Origin of the sequence: Streptomyces sp. KPB2, from assembly GCF_003950055.1 — a bacterium.
Taxonomy (GTDB): Bacteria; Actinomycetota; Actinomycetes; order Streptomycetales; family Streptomycetaceae; genus Streptomyces; species Streptomyces salinarius.
The window spans coordinates 5,258,327-5,280,327 of the sequence record NZ_CP034353.1 but is presented as its reverse complement, the minus strand read 5'-3'; the positions used below and the strand labels follow the sequence as shown (position 1 = coordinate 5,280,327).

The window sequence follows — 22,001 nt, the reverse complement described above, 5'->3', positions numbered from 1 at the left end:
GATCAGGTTCGAGGCCGACGTTCAAGGGCGGTCTAGGGTGGCCCCTATGCGATGGGGGGATCGCCCGGCTTGGATCCGGTGCACGGCCGCGGTGTACGTGGTCGGGTTTCTGGAAGGGACGGGAGCGCACGGGTACGTTCTGGCGACGGGCGGACTCAATGCCTACGACTACGCACCGATGCTCGTCCAACTCTTCTTCCACCTGCTCTTGCTGCTGGATCCGCTGGCCGCACTGGTGATCATCCGCGCCCGCCCCGGTGGGCCGATGTTCGCTGCCCTGGTCATGCTCGCGGATGTGGTCGGCAACTGGAGCATCGCCTGGAGCGCGGTCACTGCGCATCCCACCGCGTTTCTCCGACCGGTAGGGCTCCTGCCGATCACGCTGTTCGGCATCTTCGTCCTGCTCACGGCACTTCCGCTTCGCCGAGCCTTCAAGGGCCCGGGCTCCTGCACCACGTCAACCCGCGGATCGGTCTGCGGGAGACCGACGTTCACACACTCGTCGGCTGGTACGACTTCATCGCACATGCCTGACGACCCGGCAAGCGGGGGTGGTTGAGGACGGCGGCCACCCCACCCCGTAGCCGGTCAGCCCGTGATCGAGAAGAAGAGCGTGTCCTGGGTGTACCAGTCGATGTTCTGCGTGGCGTACTCCCACTCCTTGTGCTCGAAGTCGAGTTTCTCGATCACCTCGCGGACGTCGTGGCGGAAGTCCTCGTTCATCCGGTCCAGCACCGCGCGGTAGGCGTCCGCCATCGGCTTGGCCCTGGCCAGCGGGAGCGTGCCGATGTGCGGGCCGTCCACGGGATACGGGAGGGAGAAGGGGATCTCGGCCGGCGGGCCGGAGAAGAGGTGGTCGTGCAGGAGGAGGTCGGCGTCCACGCCCAGGCGGCGCAGCTCCTCGTCGAGCAGCCCGAAGAAGGTGGAGGGCTTGGAGTACACGCCGAGGTCGGACGGGTCGGAGGCGTTGGAGTCGATGACGAGCTGGAGCGCGTGGTGGTAGGCGCTCGCCGCGCCCTCCGCCGTCGCGCTCGCGTGGCCGGCCACCAGGTGCTCCAGCGCGTCGGGTATGGACAGGCCCAGGTCGATGTCCTGCCTGTCCAGGTCGTGCTGGCGCTGCCGCGCCCGCTCGCGCATGCGGCCGAGACGGCGTTGCTGATCGGCCGTCAATTCCCCGGCGCTGCCCAGGAAGGCGAGGACGTCGGCCTTGTCGGCCGTGCTGTACGAGATGATCCGGCTCATGATCGGCATACTGCCAGTCGGCACTGACAGCGGCCCTCACAGCGCCGCGAACAACCCCGCCAGCGGGGCCGGTGTGCGGGCCGGGTCCAGGGCCTCCACCAGCACCCGGCCGTAGCGGATCTTGCGGCCCGCCTTGGTGCCGAGGAAGCGGCGCAGCTGTTGCTGGGCCGCGCGGCCCTGCTGGGCGGGCTGCTGGAGGAAGGTCTGCAGGCGCCGTGACTCGCCCTCTGCCTCGACGAGTTCGGTCACCGTGCTCACGCCCAGCGCGCGGATCAGCTCGTCCTCCAGGTCGGCCGCGCAGACGAAGAGGCTCTGCGGTGACGCGTCGGCGCGCTTCAGGGCCCGGGCGTAGAAGTCCTGCTCCCGTTCGTCGCACAGGCCCACCAGGCGGAGGTCCAGGCCGGAGGGTCCGAGGAGGCCGGCGAAGCGGCCGACGCTCATCGCGCCACCCATCGGGAGCACGCAGACGCCCTCCGCCGCCAGGTCCCGGCCGTGCCGTGCGGCCATCGCGTCGACGGCCGCCACGTCGCTCGGTCCTTCGAGCAGGACGGCGGTGTGGACGAGCAGCCGGTCGGCCAGGTCGTGGGCCGGACCGCCGGGGCCGCCGGCCGCCCACGCGGTGACCGCCTTCCGCAGTGCCCCCATGTCCGTCATGGGGAAAGTCTCCCGCCGTTGCCCGGCGTCGCGGTAGTGGGTTTTGACATGCAGCCGGTTGGCTGCCTATCGTTAAAGGCAGCCAATGGGCTGCATGTCAGAGGGGCGGAGATGGACGAGGTCTTCAAGGCGCTGGCCGACGGCAGCCGGCGACGGCTGCTGGACAGCCTGAACGCGCGCAACGGGCAGAGCCTGCGCGAGCTGTGCGCCGGGCTCGACATGACCCGGCAGTCGGTCAGCAAGCACCTGGCGGTGCTGGAGGCGGCCGGCCTGGTCACCACCGTGCGGCGGGGCCGAGAGAAGCTGCACCACCTCAACGCCGAACCGATCAACGCCATCGCCGAACGCTGGATCAGCCGCTACGACCGTGAGCGGGTGCACGCACTCGCCGACCTCAAGCACGCGCTGGAGGAGACCGCCATGGACAGCAACGCGTTCGTCTACACGACCCACATCAGGGCCACCCCGGAGAAGGTGTGGCAGGGGCTCACCGACCCGGCCTTCACCCGCCGCTACTGGGGGCTGGAGTTCGGCACCGACTGGGCGACCGGGTCGCCCGTGGTGTGGCGGGAGCGGGGGGCCGAGACCGCCCACCCCGAGCAGGTCGTCCTGGAGTCCGACCCGCCCCGTCGGCTGTCGTACACCTGGCACACCTTCACGCCGCAGTGGGCGGCGGCCAACGGGATCGACGACGAGACCCTGGCCGGGCTCTCCGCCGAGCGGCGCTCGAAGGTCGCCTTCGACATCGAGGACCTCGGCGGCGGCTCGGTGAAGCTGACCGTCGTCCACGACGGGTTCGAGCCCGGCAGCACCGTCCGCGAGATGATCCAGCACGGCTGGCCGGCCCTGCTGTCCAGCCTCAAGACGCTGCTGGAGACCGGAGAGGCGCTGCCGGAACCGCGCTGAACCGGTCAGCCTCGCCGAGCCGGCCGCCGGTCAGCGGCTCAGGGCCGTCGCCTCGCGCATGTACGACAGCTTCTCCGGGTTGCGCACCGCGTAGAGACCCGTGATGCGGCCGGCCTCCATGCGGACCGCGACCACGGTGTCGAGCTCACCGTCGAGCCTGATGACCAGGGACGGGTGCCCGTTGACCTGGGCCGGGTCCATGGTCACCGCGACGGGCAGCTTGACCAGGCCGCCGAGCACGAGGCGGGCCACCTTGTCGGCACCCACGATGGGCCGCAGCACCGCCTGCTTGATGCCGCCGCCGTCGCCGAGGAGGACGACGTCCGGGGAGAGGATGTCGAGCAGGCCCTGCAGGTCGCCCGTCTCCACCGCCCGCTGGAACGCCGCGAGCGCCCGGCGGGACTCCGCCGCCGTGACCTCCCCGCGCGGGCGGCGGGCCGCCACGTGCGCGCGGGCGCGGTGCGCGATCTGCCGGACGGCGGCCGGGCTCTTCTCCACCGCGTCGGCGATCTCGTCGTAGCCGAGGTCGAACACCTCGCGCAGGACGAACACCGCCCGCTCGACGGGCGCCAGCGTCTCCAGGACCAGCATCATCGCCATCGACACGCTGTCGGCCAGCTCGACGTCCTTGGCCACGTCGGGCGTGGTGAGCAGCGGCTCGGGCAGCCAGGAGCCGACGTAGGACTCCTTGCGGCGGCCGAGCGTGCGCAGCCGGTTCAGGGACTGGCGGGTGGTGATGCGGACCAGGTACGCGCGCCGGTCGCGCACCGCGCCGAGGTCGACGCCCGCCCACTTCAGCCAGGTCTCCTGGAGCACGTCCTCGGCGTCGGCGGCCGAGCCCAGCATCTCGTAGGCGACGGTGAAGAGCAGGTTGCGGTGCGCGACGAAGTCCTCGGTGGCCGCGTCCGCACAGCCGCGGTCGCCGGTCGCGTCGGCCTGTTCGCGTCCGTTGTCCTCGCTGGTCACCAGCTTCTCCCGTTCGTTCGGTTCCGGCGGTGTCACGCGCACAGGACACCGGCCGGCGTGATTCCGTGACACCCGACGGGGGTGGCCTGTGTCACATCGATGGTCTGTCACGGGATGGCGGGGCGCCGGTGTCTTGTGTGCGTCACCGAGGCATCGACACAGCGAGGACGAGATCATGGACACTCGATTCAACCTCTTCGAGAACGAGTTCGCCGGTCGGTTCGCGAAGCGGTTCGCGGGCATGGGCATGCTGATGCACGAGTCCGCGCTGCCGAAGGCGACCCAGGAGCTGGTGTCGCTGCGGGCCAGCCAGATCAACGGCTGCGGCCACTGCATCGACATGCACGTCAAGGAGGCCGCGGCCGCCGGGGAGAGCGCGGTCCGGCTGCACCTGGTCGCCGCCTGGCGCGAGTCCACCGTGTTCACCGAGGCGGAGCAGGCGGCGCTGGCCCTCGCCGAGGAGGGCACCCGGCTCGCCGACACGCACGAGGGCGTGTCCGACGAGACGTGGGCCCTGGTGCGCAAGCACTACGACGACGACCAGGTCGCCGCGCTGATCTTCCTGGTCGCCCTGATCAACGCGGCCAACCGGCTCGCCGTGATCACGCACCAGAAGGGCGGCTCGTACGAGGCGGGGATGTTCGCGACGGCCGTGGCGGACTGACCTCGCGGAGGACGGTTTCGGGCGGCACCCAGGGCCGAGTTGCCCGGGTGCCGCCCGTTTTTCCGGGCGCACCCCTGACCGGTCACGATTCGGCATCGGCGCCGGCCCGCCCCTTGAATCCGCTCGTGTAATCGTTTCCAATCCTCCGTGTAATCGATTCCACGAGGAGGTGGAACGACGATGGCGAGCATCAAGGACGTTGCCGCCGAGGCGGGCGTCTCCGTCGCCACGGTCTCGCGGGCGCTCAACGGCCACCCGTCCGTCAGCCCCGCCGCCCGCGCCCGCGTGCTGGCCGCCGTCGAGACGCTGGGCTACCGCCCCAACGCCGTCGCCCGGTCGCTGCGCACCGACCAGACCCGCACCCTCGGCCTGGTCATCAGCGACGTGATGAACCCGTACTTCACCGAGCTGGCCCGTTCCGTCGAGGAGGAGGCCCGCGCGCTCGGCTACAGCGTCATCATCGGCAACGCCGACGAACGCCCCGACCTCCAGGACCACCACGTCACCACGCTGCTCGACCGGCGGATCGACGGACTGCTCGTCTCCCCCACCGACGGCGGCTCCCCGCGCATGCTGGACGCCGCGCGGGCCGGGACGCCGATGGTCTTCGTCGACCGGTGGATCCCCGGCGTGGACGTGCCCGTCGTCAGGTCGGACGGGCGGGGCGCGGTGCGGGACCTCGTCGCTCACCTGCACGGACTCGGGCACCGCCGGCTCGCGATCATCGCGGGGCCCGCCGCCACGACCACCGGACGCGAGCGCGTCGACGCCTTCCGCGAGGCGCTCGCCGCCCACGGGCTTCCCCTCCCCGACGCCTACATCGGGCAGGGCGACTTCCAGGCCGGCAGCGGACGCCGGGTCACCGAGGGCTTCCTCGACCTGCCCGAGCCGCCCGAGGTCGTCTTCGCCGCCGACAACCTGATGGCGCTCGGCGCGCTGGACGCCGTACGCGCGCGTGGGCTGCGGATTCCCGAGGACATCGGGCTCGCCGCGTTCGACGACATCCCGTGGTTCGTGCACACCGATCCGCCGGTCACCGCGATCGCCCAGCCGACCCGGGAGCTCGGAAGGGCCGCCGTACGCGCGCTCGTCGAGCGGATCGCGGGGCGGGCCGGTGAGTCCGTCGCCCTGCCGGCGCGGCTCGTCGTGCGCCGCTCGTGCGGCGAGCCGGACGGCGCCACCCCCCACCAGTCCCCCTCCCCCGTACGAAGGAGTACGCCGTGAGCAGCCGCAGTCCGGACGAGTTGCTGCGCATCGAGGGCATCCGCAAGACCTTCCCCGGCGTGGTCGCGCTCGACAGCGTCGACTTCGACCTGCGCCGGGGCGAGGTGCACGTGCTCCTCGGCGAGAACGGCGCGGGCAAGAGCACGCTCATCAAGATGCTCTCCGGCGCCTACACGCCCGACGCCGGGCGGATCCTGGCCGGTGGCGAGGAGGTGCGCATCCACGGTGCGCAGGACTCCGAGCGCCTCGGGATCGCCACGATCTACCAGGAGTTCAACCTCGTCCCCGATCTGACGGTGGCCGAGAACATCTTCCTGGGGCGCCAGCCGCGCCGGCTCGGCATGATCGACCGGAAGAGGATGAACGCCGACGCCGAGGTGCTGCTGGAGCGGGTCGGGGTCAACGTGTCCCCGCGCGCGCGGGTGCGCGAACTCGGCATCGCCCGGCTCCAGATGGTCGAGATCGCCAAGGCGCTCAGCCTGGACGCGCGCGTGCTCATCATGGACGAGCCGACCGCCGTGCTGACCTCCGAGGAGGTCGAGAAGCTGTTCGCCATCGTGCGGCGGCTGCGCGAGGACGGCGTCGGGATCGTCTTCATCACCCACCACCTGGAGGAGATCGCCGCGCTCGGCGACCGGGTCACCGTCATCCGGGACGGCCGGAGCGTCGGGCAGGTGCCCGCCTCCACCCCGGAGGACGAGCTGGTCCGGCTCATGGTCGGCCGGTCCATCGAGCAGCAGTACCCGCGCGAGCGCACCGACGCCGGTGAGCCCCTGCTCAAGGTGGAGGGGCTCACCCGGGACGGCGTCTTCCACGACGTCGGCTTCGAGGTGCGGGCCGGTGAGGTCGTCGGCATCGCGGGGCTGGTCGGGGCCGGGCGCACCGAGGTCGTGCGGGCGGTGTTCGGCGCCGACCCGTACGACGCCGGGACCGTGCACGTCGCGGGTGCGCCGCTGCGCCGCCACGACGTGAACGCCGCCATGGCCGCCGGGATCGGGCTCGTGCCCGAGGACCGCAAGGGGCAGGGGCTGGTGCTCGACGCGTCCGTCGAGGAGAACCTCGGGCTCGTGACGCTGCGCTCCAGCGCCCGCGCCGGACTCGTCGACCTCAAGGGGCAGCACGCGGCGGCCGAGCGGATCGCCGGGCAGCTCGGCGTGCGGATGGCCGGGCTCGGGCAGCACGTGCGCACGCTGTCCGGCGGCAACCAGCAGAAGGTCGTCATCGGCAAGTGGCTGCTGGCCGACACCAAGGTGCTGATCCTCGACGAGCCGACGCGCGGCATCGACGTCGGCGCCAAGGTCGAGATCTACCAGCTCATCAACGAACTGACGGCCGCGGGCGCCGCCGTACTGATGATCTCCAGCGATCTGCCGGAGGTCCTCGGCATGAGCGACCGCGTGGTCGTCATGGCACAGGGGCGCGTCGCGGGCGAACTCCCCGCCGAACAGGCCACCCAGGACGCCGTGATGGCGCTCGCGGTGAGCACGCACACCAACGGAACGGACGGAACGGAGGCCTCCCGTGGCCACTGACACGCTCAAGAGCAAGCCGGGCGCGCAGGGCGGCGCCACGGGCGGCCTGCGCCGCCTGCTGCTCGACAACGGCGCGCTGACCGCGCTGATCGTCCTCGTCATCGCCATGTCGGCGCTGTCCGGGGACTTCCTGACCGCCGACAACCTCCTCAACGTCGGTGTGCAGGCCGCCGTCACCGCGATCCTCGCGTTCGGCGTCACCTTCGTCATCGTCTCGGCCGGCATCGACCTGTCGGTCGGCTCGGTCGCCGCGCTGTCGGCCACCGTGCTGGCCTGGAGCGCCACCGAGGCCGGGATGCCGGTCGCCCTCGCCGTGCTGCTGTCCGTCGCGACGGGCATCGCGTGCGGCCTGGTCAACGGCTTCCTCATCTCGTACGGGAAGCTGCCGCCGTTCATCGCGACGCTCGCCATGCTGTCGGTGGGCCGCGGCCTGTCGCTGGTCATCTCGCAGGGCTCGCCGATCGCCTTCCCGGACTCGGTCTCCCACCTCGGTGACACGCTCGGCGGGTGGCTGCCCGTGCCCGTCCTCGTGATGATCGTGATGGGTCTGATCACGGCGTTCGTCCTCGGCCGGACCTACATCGGCCGGTCCATGTACGCCATCGGCGGCAACGAGGAGGCCGCGCGGCTGTCCGGGCTGCGGGTGAAGCGGCAGAAGCTCGCCATCTACGCCTTCTCCGGCCTGTTCGCCGCCGCCGCGGGCATCGTGCTCGCCTCCCGGCTGGCCTCCGCGCAGCCGCAGGCCGCGCAGGGCTACGAACTCGACGCCATCGCCGCCGTCGTCATCGGCGGCGCCTCGCTCGCGGGCGGCACCGGCAAGGCGTCCGGCACGCTGATCGGCGCGCTGATCCTCGCGGTGCTGCGCAACGGCCTCAACCTGCTGTCCGTCTCCGCGTTCTGGCAGCAGGTCGTCATCGGTGTCGTCATCGCGCTCGCGGTGCTCTTCGACACGCTGCGCCGCAAGGCGGGCGCGGTCACTCCGGCCGCCGGGGCCTCCGGCGGCGGCAACCGGGGCAAGCAGGCGCTGACGTACGTGATCGCCGCCGTCGTGGCCGTCGCCGTGGTCGGCGCGACCTCGCTGCTGCACAACGGTTCCCCGGGCGGCAAGGACCAGAAGATAGGGCTGTCGCTGTCCACGCTGAACAACCCGTTCTTCGTGCAGATCAGGAACGGCGCCGAGGAGGAGGCGAAGAAGCTGGGCGTGGACCTGACGGTCACGGACGCCCAGAACGACGCCTCCCAGCAGGCCAACCAGCTGCAGAACTTCGTCAGCGGCAGCCTGTCCGCGATCGTCGTCAACCCGGTGGACTCCGACGCGGCCGGCCCCTCGGTGCGCGCGGCGAACAAGGACGACATCCCGGTCATCGCCGTGGACCGCGGCGTCAACAAGGCCGAGACGTCGGCGCTGATCGCCTCCGACAACGTCGAGGGCGGTGAGCTGGGCGCCAAGGCGCTCGCCGAGAAGCTCGGCGGCAAGGGCACCATCGTCATCCTCCAGGGCCAGGCCGGCACCTCCGCCAGCCGGGAGCGCGGGGCGGGCTTCGCGGCCGGGCTGAAGGAGTACCCGGGCATCAAGGTCGTCGCCAAGCAGCCCGCGGACTTCGACCGCACCAAGGGCCTGGACGTGATGACCAACCTGCTCCAGGCGCACCCCGACATCGACGGCGTCTTCGCCGAGAACGACGAGATGGCGCTGGGCGCGATCAAGGCGCTGGGTTCCAAGGCCGGAAAGTCGGTCCAGGTCGTCGGCTTCGACGGCACGCCGGACGGGCTCAAGGCGGTCGAGGCGGGCACGTTGTACGCGTCCGTCGCGCAGCAGCCGAAGGAACTGGGCAGGATCGCCGTACAGAACGCGCTGCGGGCTGCCGAGGACAAGAAGGTGGAGCAGACGGTGAAGGTGCCCGTGAAGGTCGTCACCAAGGAGAACGTGGCCGGCTTCGAGGGCTGAGACCGGCCCTCGGGACCCTGCGGAATCCAGCGGGAATCACTCGAATCGGAGAACGATTGATGTACGACTACGACCTGCTGGTCGTCGGGTCGGCCAACGCCGACCTGGTGATCGGTGTCGAGCGGCGGCCGGGGGCCGGCGAGACGGTGCTCGGCTCCGACCTGGCCGTCCACCCGGGCGGCAAGGGCGGCAACCAGGCCGTCGCCGCCGCCCGGCTCGGCGCCCGTACGGCCCTGCTGGCCCGGGTCGGCGACGACGACTACGGCCGGCTGCTGCTGGACTCGCAGCGGGCGGCCGGCGTCGACACGGTCGGTGTGCTGGTGGGCGGCGCCCCGACCGGCGTCGCGCTGATCACCGTCGACCCGTCCGGGGACAACAGCATCGTGGTCTCGCCGGGGGCGAACGGCCGCCTGGCGCCCGGGGACGTACGGGCGGCGGCCAGTCTCTTCCACGCCTCCCGGGTGGTGTCCACGCAGTTGGAGATCCCGCTGGAGACGGTGGTGGAGGTGGTCCGCTCGCTCGCGCCGGACAGCCGGTTCGTGCTGAACCCGTCGCCGCCGCGGCCGCTCCCGCAGGAGGTGCTGGCGGCGTGCGACCCGCTGATCGTCAACGAGCACGAGGCGAAGGTCATCCTCGGCGACGCCCTGGTCGGCGAGCGTCCCGAGGACTGGGCCCGCATCCTGCTGGCCAAGGGCCCGCGTTCGGTGGTCGTGACCCTGGGCGCCGAGGGGGCGCTGGTCGCCTCGGCGGCCGGGGGTGTGGTCCGGGTGCCGTCCGTGAAGGTGGACGCCGTGGACACCACGGGTGCGGGCGACGCGTTCACCGCGGCACTGGCCTGGCGGCTCGGCAGGGGCGAGTCGCTCGCCGACGCGGCGGCCTACGCGGCCCGGGTGGGCGCGGCGGCGGTCACGAAGGCGGGCGCGCAGGAGTCGTACCCGACCGCTGCGGAGGCCGAGGCGCTGTGAGGAAGGCGGGGATACTCAACCGGCACCTGGCGGGCGCGCTCGCCGAACTCGGCCACGGGGACGGTGTCCTGGTGTGCGACGCGGGGATGCCCATTCCGGACGGGCCGCGCGTCGTCGACCTGGCCTTCCGGGCCGGGGTGCCGGCCTTCGCCGAGGTGCTGGACGGCCTGCTGGCCGAGCTGGTCGTCGAGGGCGCGACGGCGGCGGCGGAGGTCCGGGAGGCGAACGCCGAGTGCGCCGCGCTGCTGGACGGGCTCTTCCCGGCGCTCGAACTCGTCCCGCACGAGCGGCTGAAGGAGTTGTCGGCGGGCGCACGGCTCGTCGTGCGCACCGGGGAGGCCCGGCCGTACGCCAACGTGCTGCTGCGGTGCGGCGTCTTCTTCTGAGAACACCTCCGAGAACGCCCGAGAACTTCGAGGGGGCCCGGTCGACGACCGGGCCCCCTCGGGTTTCCCCTCCCCTGCAGAACCCCGCGGATTTTCCCCCCCGGGTACCCCCACGGGAGTTCTGATGCCAAGTACGACCCGCGCGGAGGCGGAAGGGTTGCACGGGTCGCCGGGATTATTTTCCGGGCGCCCCGTCCCCCGCGTGCGCGGCGAAGCGGGCCGCCGTCTCGGCCAGCACCTCCCGGCCGTCCCGCGCCCACAGTTCCTCGTTGAACAGCTCGACCTCGATCGGGCCGCTGTATCCGGCCGCCTCGACGTACGACTTCCACTCGCGCATGTCGATCGCGCCGTCGCCGATCTGGCCGCGGCCGTTGAGGACGCCCTCCGGGAGAGGGGTGGTCCAGTCGGCGAGCTGGAAGGTGTGGATGCGGCCGCCCGCGCCGGCCCGGGCGATCTGCGCCGGGGCCCGGTCGTCCCACCAGATGTGGTACGTGTCGACGGTGACGCCGACCTGGTGGGCCGGGAAGCGTTCGGCGAGGTCCAGGGCCTGGGTGAGGGTGGAGACCACGCAGCGGTCGGCGGCGTACATCGGGTGGAGCGGCTCGATGGCGAGGCGCACGCCGTGCTGTTCGGCGTACGGCGCCAGTTCGCAGAGGGCTTCCGCGATGCGTTCGCGGGCCGCGTTCAGGTCCTTGCTGCCGGCGGGGAGGCCGCCGGAGACCAGGACCAGGGTGTCGGTGCCGAGGGTGGCGGCCTCGTCGACGGCTCGGCGGTTGTCGGCGAGGGCGCGGGCGCGCTCCGCCGGGTCGGTCGCGGTGAGGAAGCCGCCGCGGCACAGGGTGGTGACGGTGAGGCCCGCGTCGCGGACCAGCTTGGCGGCCGCCTCGACGCCGTAGGCCTGGACCGGCTCGCGCCACAGGCCGACGTTGCCGATGCCCAGGTCACCGCAGGCGGCGGTGAGTTCGGGCAGCGAGAGCTGCTTGACCGTCATCTGGTTGATGCTGAAGCGGGTCAGGCCGGGATCGCTCACTGGTTCACTCCGTACAGGCTCAGCAGGTTGCGCATGCGCTCCTGCGCGAGCTTCGGGTCCGGGAACAGGCCGAGGCCGTCGGCGAGTTCGTAGGCGCGGGCGAAGTGCGGCAGAGAGCGGGCCGACTGGAGGCCGCCGACCATCGTGAAGTGGCTCTGGTGGCCGGACAGCCAGGCCAGGAAGACCACGCCCGTCTTGTAGTAGCGGGTGGGGGTCTGGAAGAGGTGGCGGGACAACTCGACTGTGGGGTCGAGGAGTTCCCGGAAGCCGTCGACGTTCCCGGTGTCCAGGACACGGACCGCTTCCGCCGCCAGCGGGCCCAGCGGGTCGAAGATGCCCAGCAGGGCGTGGCTGAAGCCCTGGTCGTCGCCGGCGATCAGCTCGGGGTAGTTGAAGTCGTCGCCGGTGTAGCAGCGCACGCCCTGCGGAAGGCGGCGGCGCAGGTCGACCTCGCGCCGGGCGTCCAGGAGGGAGACCTTGATGCCGTCGACCTTGTCGGGGTGGGCGGCGATGACCTCCAGGAAGGTGTCCGTCGCCGCGTCCAGGTCGGACGAGCCCCAGTAGCCCTCCAGGGCCGGGTCGAACATCGGGCCCAGCCAGTGCAGTATCACCGGTTCGGTGGCCTGGCGCAGGAGGTGGCCGTAGACGTCCAGGTAGTCGTCGGTGCCTTTCGCGGTCGCGGCGAGGGCGCGGGAGGCCATGAGGATGGCCTGGGCGCCCGACTCCTCCACCACCGCGAGCTGTTCCTCGTACGCCGTCCGGACCTCCGCGAGGGTGGTGGTGGCCGTCGCGGTCAGCTGGTCCGTGCCCACGCCGCAGGCGATGCGGCCGCCCGCGTGCTTCGCCTCGGCGGCGGAGCGGCGGATCAGTTCGGCCGCCGTGGGCCAGTCCAGGCCCATGCCGCGCTGGGCGGTGTCCATCGCCTCGGCGACGCCGAGCCCGTGCGACCACAGGTGGCGGCGGAAGGCGAGGGTGGCGTCCCAGTCGACGGCGGCGGGCCCGTCGGGGGTGGTGTCCGCGAACGGGTCGGCGACGACGTGCGCGGCCGAGAAGACCGTACGGGAGGTGAAAGCGCTTCCCCCGCCGGTCCCCGGAACGGCCGGGGGTGCGGTGCGGGGTTCGTAGGCGCGCAGGGTGCCGTCGGGGTTCGGGAGGTGGAGGGTCACAGTCCGATCTCCGGTACGTCGAGGCGGCGGCCCTCCGCCGAGGACTTCAGGCCCAGTTCCGCGAGCTGGACGCCGCGGGCGCCGGCCAGCAGGTCCCAGTGGTAGGGGGCGTCGGCGTAGACGTGCTTGAGGAACAGCTCCCACTGGGCCTTGAAGCCGTTGTCGAACTCACCGTTGTCCGGGACCTCCTGCCACTGGTCGCGGAAGACCTCGGTGGCGGGGATGTCCGGGTTCCAGACCGGCTTGGGGGTGGCCGAGCGGTGCTGGACACGGCAGTTCCGCAGGCCCGCGACGGCGGAGCCCTCGGTGCCGTCGACCTGGAACTCGACCAGTTCGTCGCGGTTGACGCGGACCGCCCAGGAGGAGTTGATCTGCGCGATCGCGCCGCCGTCCAGTTCGAAGACGCCGTAGGCGGCGTCGTCGGCGGTGGCGTCGTAGGGCTTGCCCTTCTCGTCCCAGCGCTCGGGGATGTGGGTGGCGGTGAGGGCCTGGACGGACTTCACCCGGCCGAACAGCTCGTGCAGCACGTACTCCCAGTGCGGGAACATGTCGACGACGATGCCGCCGCCGTCCTCGCTGCGGTAGTTCCAGGACGGGCGCTGGGCCTCCTGCCAGTCGCCCTCGAAGACCCAGTAGCCGAACTCGCCGCGCACGGAGAGGATCCGGCCGAAGAAGCCGCCGTCGATCAGGCGCTTCAGCTTGAGCAGGCCGGGGAGGAAGAGCTTGTCCTGGACGACGCCGTGCTTGATGCCCGCGTCCCGGGCGAGCCGGGCCAGCTCCAGGGCGCCGTCGAGGCCGGTGGCCGTCGGCTTCTCGGTGTAGACGTGCTTGCCCGCGGCGATCGCCTTCCTGATCGCCTCCTCGCGGGCCGAGGTCACCTGGGCGTCGAAGTAGATGTCGATGGTGTCGTCGGCGAGGACCGCGTCCAGGTCCGTGGAGACGTCGGCGAGTCCGTGCCGCTCCGCCAGCGCCTTCAGCGCGTGCTCGCGGCGGCCGACCAGGACCGGCTCCGGCCACAGCACGGTCCCGTCGCCGAGATCGAGGCCGCCCTGTTCGCGCAGCGCCAGGATGGAGCGGACCAGGTGCTGGCGGTAGCCCATGCGCCCGGTCACACCGTTCATGGCGATACGCACCGTCTTGCGTGTCACGTCATTCCCTTCGTACGAGCCGTGCCGCGAGCCCCGGATCAAGTTCGAGCCGTACAGCAAGCGCTTTCTATGTAAGACGAAGCTAGCCTGTGAACGGTGGTCTGGACAAGACCGCGGTTCGGGTGAGTTGTTCGAGGGGGCGAACGGCGGCGGGCGGTGGCCGTAAGGTCAGCCGGTACGACGTTCGACTCACACGCGCGATGCGGAGGACGAGGACATGACGGTGACACTGGCGGACGTGGCGGCCCGCGCCCAGGTCTCCCCCGCGACGGTGTCGCGCGTACTGAACGGCAATTACCCCGTGGCCGCCTCCACCCGGGAGCGGGTGCTCAAGGCCGTCGACGAGCTGGACTACGTGCTCAACGGCCCCGCGAGCGCGCTGGCGGCGGCCACCTCCGACCTGGTGGGCATCCTCGTCAACGACATCGCCGACCCGTTCTTCGGCATCATGGCCGGCGCCGTCCAGTCCGAGATCGGCGGGCCGGGCGGCAGAGCGGGCGGCGAGAGACTCGCCGTGGTCTGCAACACCGGCGGCACTCCGGAGCGCGAGCTGACCTACCTCACGCTGCTGCAACGACAGCGCGCGGCGGCGGTCGTGCTGACCGGCGGCGCGATGGAGGACGGGGTCCATCAGGCGGCGGTGGCGGCGAAGCTGCGCAAGCTCACGGAGGCGGGGACGCGGGTCGTGCTGTGCGGGCGGCCGCCGGCGCCGGACACCGGGGCGATCGCGCTCACCTTCGACAACCGCGGGGGCGGACGGGAGCTGACCGAGCACCTGATCGGGCTCGGGCACCGGCGACTCGGCTACATCGCGGGCCCGGAGGAACGCACCACGACCCGGCACCGGCTGGAGGGCCACCGCACCGCCCTCGCCGCGCACGGCATCGAGGAGGACCCCCGCTGGACGGTCCACGGCCGCTACGACCGGCAGGCCGGGTACGAGGCCACGCTGGAGCTGCTGCGCAGGGACCCGACGCTGACCGCGGTCGTCGCCGCGAACGACACCGTCGCGCTGGGCGCGTGCGCGGCGCTGCGCGACTCGGGGCTGCGGATCCCGGACGACGTGTCCGTGGCCGGCTTCGACGACCTGCCGTTCAGCATCGACGCGGTGCCCGCGCTGACGACGGTCCGGCTGCCGCTGGCGGAGGCGGGCGCACGGGCGGGGCGGGTCGCGATGGGGCGGGAGGACGCGCCGGTGGGGGGGATCGCGACGGTGCGGGGGGAGTTGATGGTGCGGGGGTCCTCCGGACGGCCGCGGGGGTGAGACGGGCCGTTGGTGACGCGGTGGGCCCGCGTCGGGGTGGCCGCCCTGGGGGCTGCGCCCCCAGACCCCCGCTTCGGCCTGGACGGCCTCGTCCTCAAACGCCGGACGGGCTGAGAGTGCCGGCCCGCGTCCAAAGGTTTTCACCCGCACGCGTCGACAGGTAAAGCCAGTGATCGCGGGTACGCTCCGTGGGCATGAAGCTGGCGTTCTCCACCCTCGGTGTTCCCGGACTGCCCCTCAACGACGTGCTGGGGCTCGCGACCGCGCACGGTTACCACGGCGTCGAGTTGCGCGCCCACCCGGAGGAGCCGGTCCACCCGGGCCTGGGTCCCGACGAACGGGCGGCGGTGGCCGCGCAGTTCGAGGCGGCGGGTGTCGAAGTGCTGGGGGTGGCGGGGTACGCGCGGGTCGCCGCGCCCGGTGACGACGAGGCCGTGATCGCCGAGGTGCGGGGCCTGCTCGACCTCGCCCGCGACCTGGGCGCCCCGTACATCCGGGTCTTCCCCGGCGGCGGCACCGAGCAGAGCGCCGAGGAGGCCGACGCGGTGGCCGCGCGGCGGCTGGGTACGGCCGCCGAGTACGCCAACGAGCTCGGCGTGCGCATCCTGCTGGAGACCCACGACTCGCACCGTACGGGCGCCGACGCGATGCGCGTCCTCGGGCTGGTGGGGCACCGGCAGGCCGGTGCCCTGTGGGACGTGATGCACACCTGGCTGGGCGGAGAGCAGCCCTCCGACTCGTACGCGGCGCTCTCCCCGCACCTGGGCTACGTCCAGGTCAAGGACATCGCCTCCGCCGAGGACACCACGCCGCTGGCGCTGGGCGCGGGGGTGCTGCCGCTCACCGAGGTGGTGGACGTGCTGTCCCGGCACGGGTGGGACGGCTGGCTGTGCTGGGAGTACGAGAAGCGGTGGTACGAGTCGGCCGCCCCGCTGCCCGAGCTGCTGGGGCAGGGGCGCGAGCACCTCGCCCGGCTGCTCACGGACGCGGCGTGAGCGAGGCAGGCGGCACCGCACCGGACGGCGCCTACGCGGACCGTACCTCCGCCCACCGCGCCGCCGCCGCGCGCACCCGGCCCTCCAGCCGCTCCCGGCATCCCGGCCACTCCGCCGCCGTGATCGAGTAGATCGCGGAGTCGCGCAGCCGGCCCTCCTCGCCCGGCACGAAGGAGCGGGACCAGTTGCGCAGGACGCCCTCGAAGCGGGCGCCGGTCTTCTCGATCGCGGCGCGGGAGCGCTCGTTGCGGGCGTCGGTCTTCAGGTCCACGCGGGACACGCCCCAGACCTCGAAGGCGTGGCGGAACAGGAGCAGCTTGGCCTCGGCGTTGACGCCCGTGCCCTGGGTGGACCGGGCCAGCCAGGTGAAGCCGACCTCGACGGCGTCGAGCGCGTCGTCGGTGCGCCAGGAGCGGGGTTCCCAGTAGGCGGTGGCGCCGACCGCGCGACCGGTGGCGAGGGACACCTGGGCGTAGGGCGCGAGGCGTCCGGTGGCCGCCGTGGCCAGGTGGCCGTCGATGTAGGCGCCGACCTCGTCGGGACGCGGCACCGACGTGAAGTCGTAGGTGCCGCGGTCCTCCCGCGCCGCCACCGCCAGGTCGGCCGCGTGCCGGTGGTCCAGCGGCTCCAGTCGTACCAGCGTGCCTTCGAGGACCGGGCCCTTCAGTGCGAATGTCACCCGACGGATTCTTCAGCCGGGGCGGGGACCCGTCCAGCGAATTCCGGGGAGGTGCGAACAATCGCCTCCCGGGCGCGCCTGCGGGCGGGGGTGAGCGTCGTCAGCGCCACCCCGCCCACCAGCAGGGCCGCCGCGCACCAGCGCAGGGGGGTCACCGACTCGCCGAGGAAGAGGGCCGCCGACGACATGCCGAAGACCGGGACCAGCAGCGAGAACGGCGCGACCGTCGAGGCGGGGTGACGGCGCAGCAGCCAGCCCCAGGCGCCGAAGCCGAAAACGGTGGAGACCCAGGCGACGAAGAGGATCGTGCCCGTCCCCTGCCAGTCCAGGGCGCGCAGGGCCGCGAGGTCCTCGGCGGGGCCCTCGGTGAGCAGGGAGAGGGCCAGCAGGGGCAGCACGGGGACGGTGGAGACCCACACCATGAAGTTCAGCGCGTCGGGCGGGGACGCCTTGCGGGTCAGGACGTTGGACACGCCCCATGCCGCCGCCGCGCCGACCACCATCAGGAACGCGCCCAGCGGTCCCGAGGTGCCCTCGTCGACCGCCGCGACGCCGATGCCGGCCAGCGCGACCAGCATGCCCAGGGCCTGGACGCGGGAGGGGCGTTCACGCAGGACCGCGGCGGCGATCACCGCGGTGAACACCGCCTGGATCTGCAGCACGAGGGAGGACAGCCCGGCCGGCATGCCCGCGTCCATGCCCACGAAGACCAGGCCGAACTTGGCCACGCCGAGGACCAGTCCCACCGCCACGATCCACTTCCAGGCCACCTTCGGGCGGCCCACCAGGAAGACGGCGGGCAGCGCGGCCGCCAGGAAGCGCAGGGCGGAGAAGAGGAGCGGCGGGAAGTGGTCGAGGCCGATCTCGATGACCGTGAAGTTCACGCCCCAGACGGCGGCGACGAGCACGGCGAGGAAGAGGTGGGAAGGTCGCATGCGTCGAGGATCCGCCGGGGCGACCGTGTAGCACCAGCGATGATTACTGCATGGTTGGATGAAGCATTGCTGTTGAATTGTTGCTGTTGAATTACTGCCGGTGAACGCCCTTCACCGTCCCGCCGTCCGTTCCCCGGGAGCCGCCGTCATGCTCGACCTCCAGCGTCTGCGCGCCCTGCACGCCGTGTCCGTGCACGGAACGGTCGGGGCGGCCGCCGCCGCGCTCGGCTTCACCCCGTCCGCCGTGTCGCAGCAGATCGCCAAGCTGGAGCGGGAGACCCGGACGGTGCTGTTCGAGCGGGAGGGGCGCGGGGTGCGACTCACCGACGACGCGTGGCAACTCGTCGGCGTGGCGAGTGAGTTGCTGGCCATCGTGGAGCGGGCGGAGACCCGCCTGGAGGAGCGGCGCGGGGTGCCGTCGGGGCGGCTGACGATCGCGGCGTTCGCGTCGGCGGCGCGTGGTCTGCTGCCGTCCGTCCTGGCCGACCTGACGGTGCGCCACCCCGCGCTCGACGTGCGGCTCACCGAGGTCGACCCGCATCTGTCGGTGGACCTGGTCGCCAAGGGGGCGGTCGATCTGGTGGTGGCGCACGACTGGGACATCGCCCCGCTGCCGGCGCCCGCCGGGGTGGAGCAGGCGCGGATCGGGGAGGACCTGTGCGACCTGCTGGTGCCCGAGGGACACCGCCTCGCGGGACGGAGCGCCGTACGGCGGTCGGAGCTGGGTGGGGAGCGGTGGATCTGCCAGCCGCCCGGGCGGGTGTGCCACGACTGGCTGATGCGGACGCTGCGGGGCGCCGGACACGAACCTGACATCGTCCACCAGGCGGACGAGAACCCGACGCTCGTCGCACTGGTCGCCGCCGGTCTCGGCGTCGCCCTCATTCCCCGGCTGGGGCGCGGCCCCCTGCCCGCCGGGGTGGTGGAGGTACCGCTCGACCCGATGCCGGTACGGCGGCTGTACGCCCTGTGGCGCACGGGCGCGGCGCGCCGCCCGGCGATCGCGGAGACGGTCCGCACACTGCGGGCCCACTGGCCGGACGCCTCGGCCCACACCGCTCCGTCGACCCCGGCCGGCTCCGCCCGACCCGGGCAGCATGGAGCAAGCGCCTTCTAAGCGCTTGGCCGCGCTTGGCCTCTGTGCGGTCCCTTGACTGGCAGAAACTTCCCGGATATTGGTGACTCCTTGGCAGTTTCCTTCACCAGCTCTCCGGAAGGAGCGCACGTGCACCACAGCAGCACGGCCGGCACGGGAAGCACCGCACAGCCCTCCAGACGTACCGTCCTCACCGCCACCGCGGTCGTCACCGCGGCCCTCGCGGCCGGGGGCGGCACGGCGCACGCCGACGCCCGTAGGCCCGACGACGACAAGCTCCGCGCGCTCATCTCCCGGATGACGCTGGAGGAGAAGGTCGGCCAGCTCTTCGTCATGCGGGTCTACGGACACTCCGCCACCGACCCCGACCAGGCCGACATCGACGCCAACCTGAAGGAGATCGGCGTCCGCACCGCGGCCGAGCTGATCGCCCGTTACCGGGTCGGCGGCATCATCTACTTCGCCTGGGCGCACAACACCCGGGACCCGCACCAGATCGCCGACCTGTCCAACGGCATCCAGAAGGCCTCCCTGGAGCAGCCGCGCGGTCTGCCCGTGCTCATCTCCACCGACCAGGAGCACGGCATAGTGGCCCGCGTGGGCGAGCCCGCCACCCTGTTCCCGGGCGCGATGGCCGTCGGGGCGGGCGGGTCGTGCTCCGACGCCCGTACCCTCGGCCGGATCGCGGGCGCCGAGCTGAACGCCCTGGGCATCCGCCAGGACTACTCCCCCGTGGCCGACGTGAACGTCAACCCGGCCAACCCCGTCATCGGCGTACGGTCCTTCGGCGCCGACCCGGACGCGGTCGCGGAGCTGGTGGCCGCCGAGGTGACGGGGTATCAGCGGTCCGGCGTCGCCGCGTGCGCCAAGCACTTCCCCGGGCACGGCGACACCGCCACCGACAGCCACACCGGCTTCCCGGTCATCACGCACAGCCGGGAGGAGTGGGAGAAGCTGGACGCGCCGCCCTTCCGCGCGGCGATCGAGGCCGGCATCGACGCGATCATGACCGCCCACCTGATGGTCCCCGCGCTCGACGACTCCGGCGACCCGGCCACCCTCTCCCGCCCCATCCTCACCGGCATCCTGCGCGAGGAGCTGGGCTACGACGGGGTCGTGGTCACCGACTCCCTCGGCATGCAGGGCGTGCGGACCAAGTACGGCGACGCGCGGGTGCCGGTGCTGGCGCTGAAGGCCGGGGTCGACCAGCTGCTCAACCCGCCGGACCTGCCGCTCGCCTGGAACGCCGTCCTGACGGCGGTCAAGGACGGCGAGTTGACCGAGGCGCGGCTCGACGAATCGATCCTGCGCGTGCTGCGGCTGAAGGCCAAGCTGGGGCTGTTCGGGGACGCGTACACCAGCCGCCGGGACGTCGACCGGACCGTCGGCACCCGGGCGCACCTGGCCGCGGCCGACCGGATCGCCGAGCGGACCACTACGCTGCTGGTCAACGAGGGGCACCTGCTGCCGCTGTCGCGCCGCGAGCACCGCAGGCTGCTGGTGGTGGGCGCCGACCCGGCCTCGCCGTCGGGCACGACGGGGCCGCCCACCGGTGTCCTCGCGGGCGCGCTCACGGAACTGGGCTTCACGGCCACCGCCCTGTCCACCGGCACCGCGCCCTCCGCCGCCGTGATCGACCGCGCCGTCGCGGCGGCCGGGGACGCCGACGCGGTGGTCGTCGCCACGTACAACGTGACCGCGGGCAGCAGCCAGCGCACCCTGGTCACCCGCCTGCTGGAGACCGGGAAGCCGGTCGTCGCGGTCGCCGTCCGCAACCCGTACGACGTCGCCCAGCTCCCCGACGTCCCCGCCTTCCTCGCCGCCTACTCCTGGACCGACGTGGAGGTACGGGCGGCGGCCCGCGTGATCGCCGGGCGGGCACGACCACGCGGGAAGCTACCGGTGCCGGTGGTCCGGGCGGACGACCCGGACACGGTGCTCTTCCCACTCGGACACGGCCTGACCTACCGGCCGTAGCGCGAGGCGCCGGTCCGGTCGCAGGCGCGGGGCGCGGTCCGGCCATGCCCCGGGCCGTCATCCGGTCGTCGGGCGGGGCGCGGTCAGGTCCAAGGCGCTGGGCGGCGGTCCGGCCATGCCCGGGCCGCCATCCGGTCGTCGCGCAGGGCGCCATCCGGTCGTGCCCCGGGTCGCCATCCGGTCATGGGCGCGGCTCGCGATCCAACCGAGCCCCGCATCGCCGTCCGGTCACAACGCGGCTCGCGGTCCTGCCGTGCCCCGGGCCGCCATCCGGCCGAAGCGCGGGCCGCCATCCGGTCGTCGCGCAGGGCGCCGTCCGATCGTGCCCCGGGTCGCCATCCGGCCACGGCGCAGGGCGCGGTCCGGCCGTAGGCGCAGGCCGCCGTCCGGCCGTAGCGCGGGGCGTCGTCCGGGCGTAGTGGTCGTGGTGCGGGCTGCGACGCGCGCCGGGGGCGCTCCCGTGCTCCGTGCGCGAAGCCTCTCGCGCGGCTGGCGTGCGCCCGTTCCGGCGGGCCACGCTGGAGCGGGGACCGCAGGGGGGCGGCGATGCGTGAGCGAGGGGCTGCCGGGGGGCTGTCGGCGGTGTTGGTGGCCGCGGTATTGAGCGGGGCACTGACGGGGTGTCACGGGGCGTCGGTCGGTCCGGCGGGCAACGGAGCCCGCGGGGGGTCGGCGGGCTCCGCCGAGGTGCGGCCGTCCGGATACGGGGCGGTGTTCCTGGCGGTCGGCGAGTGCAGTTCGTTCGGCACGGTCGACCCGACCGAGGTGCCCTGCGACAGCGAGCGGGCGGCGGCCCGGGTGGTGGCCCGGGAGGGCGGCCGCGCGAGCGCCGGACCGCCGTGCCCGGCCACCACGGACTTCGTCCTGCACATCAGCGAGCGGCGGCCGGCGGCCGACGAGGACGGCGACGGGGCCGTACCCCTGGGGTACGCCTGCATGCGCAGGTTGCAGCCGCCGCACCCCGGTGACCCGGGCGGCGGGGGCGGCCCGCGCACCATCGTCGGAGACTGCGTCCGCGACATCGGCGGCGGCCGGGTCCGCGAGGCGGCGTGCGAGGCCGAGGGCGAGCGCGCACCGCGGTTCAAGGTGGTCGAGGCGGTCGCCGACCGGGCGGACTGCCCCGCCTCGACCCGTCTGTACGTCCGGCTCGGCGGCGCGCACCCGGTGGGCTGTGCCCGGCCGCTGTGAAAGCGGCGGCCGGGCAGAGCCCACCGTGCCGGAGGA

The 22,001-nt window shown here is 72.8% G+C and carries 21 protein-coding genes; 13 read left to right on the top strand and 8 right to left on the bottom strand.

What is annotated here, in order from left to right:
• Positions 1-91: 91 nt before the first annotated feature.
• A complete protein-coding gene (locus tag D1J63_RS23805) occupies positions 92-559 on the top strand; it encodes a hypothetical protein (RefSeq protein WP_176155247.1) in 468 nt (155 codons plus the stop codon).
• A 29-nt stretch (positions 560-588) separates the two neighbouring features.
• Here D1J63_RS23805 and D1J63_RS23800 read toward each other — a convergent pair whose 3' ends face one another.
• Both D1J63_RS23800 and D1J63_RS23795 read right to left on the bottom strand, forming a co-directional pair.
• Positions 589-1,242, bottom strand: coding sequence for a hypothetical protein (locus tag D1J63_RS23800; RefSeq protein ID WP_125631497.1), 654 nt, complete (start codon positions 1,240-1,242; stop codon positions 589-591).
• 36 nt (positions 1,243-1,278) lie between these two features.
• Positions 1,279-1,896 (bottom strand): TOPRIM nucleotidyl transferase/hydrolase domain-containing protein, encoded by a 618-nt coding sequence (locus D1J63_RS23795; RefSeq protein WP_102927172.1) that lies wholly within the window; start codon positions 1,894-1,896, stop codon positions 1,279-1,281.
• Positions 1,897-2,007: 111 nt separating this feature from the next.
• Between D1J63_RS23795 and D1J63_RS23790 the strand changes: the two genes are divergently transcribed.
• Positions 2,008-2,802 (top strand): metalloregulator ArsR/SmtB family transcription factor, encoded by a 795-nt coding sequence (locus D1J63_RS23790; RefSeq protein WP_125631494.1) that lies wholly within the window; start codon positions 2,008-2,010, stop codon positions 2,800-2,802.
• A gap of 30 nt (positions 2,803-2,832) precedes the next feature.
• Here the strand turns inward: D1J63_RS23790 and D1J63_RS23785 are convergent, their stop codons facing one another.
• Positions 2,833-3,810 (bottom strand): RNA polymerase sigma-70 factor, encoded by a 978-nt coding sequence (locus tag D1J63_RS23785; protein ID WP_125631492.1) that lies wholly within the window; start codon positions 3,808-3,810, stop codon positions 2,833-2,835.
• 133 nt (positions 3,811-3,943) lie between these two features.
• Here D1J63_RS23785 and D1J63_RS23780 point away from each other — a divergent pair, with 133 nt between their 5' ends.
• The 6 genes from D1J63_RS23780 (at position 3,944) to rbsD (ending at position 10,487) form a co-directional block, all read left to right on the top strand.
• Positions 3,944-4,432, top strand: coding sequence for a carboxymuconolactone decarboxylase family protein (locus D1J63_RS23780; RefSeq protein WP_125631489.1), 489 nt, complete (start codon positions 3,944-3,946; stop codon positions 4,430-4,432).
• A gap of 180 nt (positions 4,433-4,612) precedes the next feature.
• Positions 4,613-5,656, top strand: a complete 1,044-nt coding sequence (locus D1J63_RS23775) for a LacI family DNA-binding transcriptional regulator (protein WP_125631486.1) — start codon at positions 4,613-4,615, stop codon at positions 5,654-5,656.
• Positions 5,653-7,188: a sugar ABC transporter ATP-binding protein gene (locus D1J63_RS23770; protein ID WP_125631484.1), complete on the top strand. Its 1,536-nt coding sequence runs from the start codon at positions 5,653-5,655 to the stop codon at positions 7,186-7,188. The genes D1J63_RS23775 and D1J63_RS23770 overlap by 4 nt, the downstream gene beginning before the upstream one ends.
• Positions 7,178-9,136 (top strand): substrate-binding domain-containing protein, encoded by a 1,959-nt coding sequence (locus D1J63_RS23765; RefSeq protein WP_125631480.1) that lies wholly within the window; start codon positions 7,178-7,180, stop codon positions 9,134-9,136. Before D1J63_RS23770 ends, D1J63_RS23765 begins: the two co-directional genes overlap by 11 nt.
• A 59-nt stretch (positions 9,137-9,195) precedes the next feature.
• Positions 9,196-10,101, top strand: coding sequence for a ribokinase (locus D1J63_RS23760; protein ID WP_125631478.1), 906 nt, complete (start codon positions 9,196-9,198; stop codon positions 10,099-10,101).
• Complete coding sequence (gene rbsD, locus D1J63_RS23755; protein ID WP_125631476.1) at positions 10,098-10,487, top strand: D-ribose pyranase; 390 nt, start codon at positions 10,098-10,100, stop codon at positions 10,485-10,487. Before D1J63_RS23760 ends, rbsD begins: the two co-directional genes overlap by 4 nt.
• A gap of 175 nt (positions 10,488-10,662) precedes the next feature.
• On the opposite strand, the gene D1J63_RS23750 is transcribed toward rbsD, so the two are convergent.
• From D1J63_RS23750 to D1J63_RS23740, 3 genes are read right to left on the bottom strand one after another with little or no spacing between them, the layout of a single operon-like run.
• Entirely contained in the window at positions 10,663-11,517 is an 855-nt protein-coding gene (locus tag D1J63_RS23750) for a sugar phosphate isomerase/epimerase family protein (RefSeq protein ID WP_125631474.1), read from the bottom strand.
• Positions 11,514-12,683 (bottom strand): dihydrodipicolinate synthase family protein, encoded by a 1,170-nt coding sequence (locus D1J63_RS23745; protein WP_125631472.1) that lies wholly within the window; start codon positions 12,681-12,683, stop codon positions 11,514-11,516. The genes D1J63_RS23750 and D1J63_RS23745 overlap by 4 nt, the downstream gene beginning before the upstream one ends.
• The gene (locus D1J63_RS23740) at positions 12,680-13,831 is read right to left on the bottom strand and encodes a Gfo/Idh/MocA family oxidoreductase (protein ID WP_164712946.1); all 1,152 of its coding nucleotides are present in this window, start codon (positions 13,829-13,831) and stop codon (positions 12,680-12,682) included. Before D1J63_RS23740 ends, D1J63_RS23745 begins: the two co-directional genes overlap by 4 nt.
• 217 nt (positions 13,832-14,048) lie before the next feature.
• Between D1J63_RS23740 and D1J63_RS23735 the strand changes: the two genes are divergently transcribed.
• Positions 14,049-15,095: a LacI family DNA-binding transcriptional regulator gene (locus D1J63_RS23735; RefSeq protein WP_102927162.1), complete on the top strand. Its 1,047-nt coding sequence runs from the start codon at positions 14,049-14,051 to the stop codon at positions 15,093-15,095.
• Between the two features lie 194 nt (positions 15,096-15,289).
• Positions 15,290-16,090 (top strand): sugar phosphate isomerase/epimerase family protein, encoded by an 801-nt coding sequence (locus tag D1J63_RS23730; protein WP_164712945.1) that lies wholly within the window; start codon positions 15,290-15,292, stop codon positions 16,088-16,090.
• Between the two features lie 31 nt (positions 16,091-16,121).
• On the opposite strand, the gene D1J63_RS23725 is transcribed toward D1J63_RS23730, so the two are convergent.
• Both D1J63_RS23725 and D1J63_RS23720 read right to left on the bottom strand, forming a co-directional pair.
• A complete protein-coding gene (locus tag D1J63_RS23725) occupies positions 16,122-16,769 on the bottom strand; it encodes a GNAT family protein (protein ID WP_125631467.1) in 648 nt (215 codons plus the stop codon).
• The gene (locus D1J63_RS23720; RefSeq protein WP_102927159.1) at positions 16,766-17,704 is read right to left on the bottom strand and encodes an EamA family transporter; all 939 of its coding nucleotides are present in this window, start codon (positions 17,702-17,704) and stop codon (positions 16,766-16,768) included. Before D1J63_RS23720 ends, D1J63_RS23725 begins: the two co-directional genes overlap by 4 nt.
• A 148-nt stretch (positions 17,705-17,852) precedes the next feature.
• Between D1J63_RS23720 and D1J63_RS23715 the strand changes: the two genes are divergently transcribed.
• From D1J63_RS23715 to D1J63_RS23705, 3 genes are all read left to right on the top strand, one after another.
• Complete coding sequence (locus D1J63_RS23715) at positions 17,853-18,821, top strand: LysR family transcriptional regulator (protein WP_125631465.1); 969 nt, start codon at positions 17,853-17,855, stop codon at positions 18,819-18,821.
• Between the two features lie 108 nt (positions 18,822-18,929).
• Entirely contained in the window at positions 18,930-20,777 is a 1,848-nt protein-coding gene (locus tag D1J63_RS23710) for a glycoside hydrolase family 3 protein (RefSeq protein WP_125631463.1), read from the top strand.
• Between the two features lie 546 nt (positions 20,778-21,323).
• Positions 21,324-21,965, top strand: a complete 642-nt coding sequence (locus D1J63_RS23705; RefSeq protein WP_125631461.1) for a hypothetical protein — start codon at positions 21,324-21,326, stop codon at positions 21,963-21,965.
• Positions 21,966-22,001 lie beyond the last annotated feature (36 nt).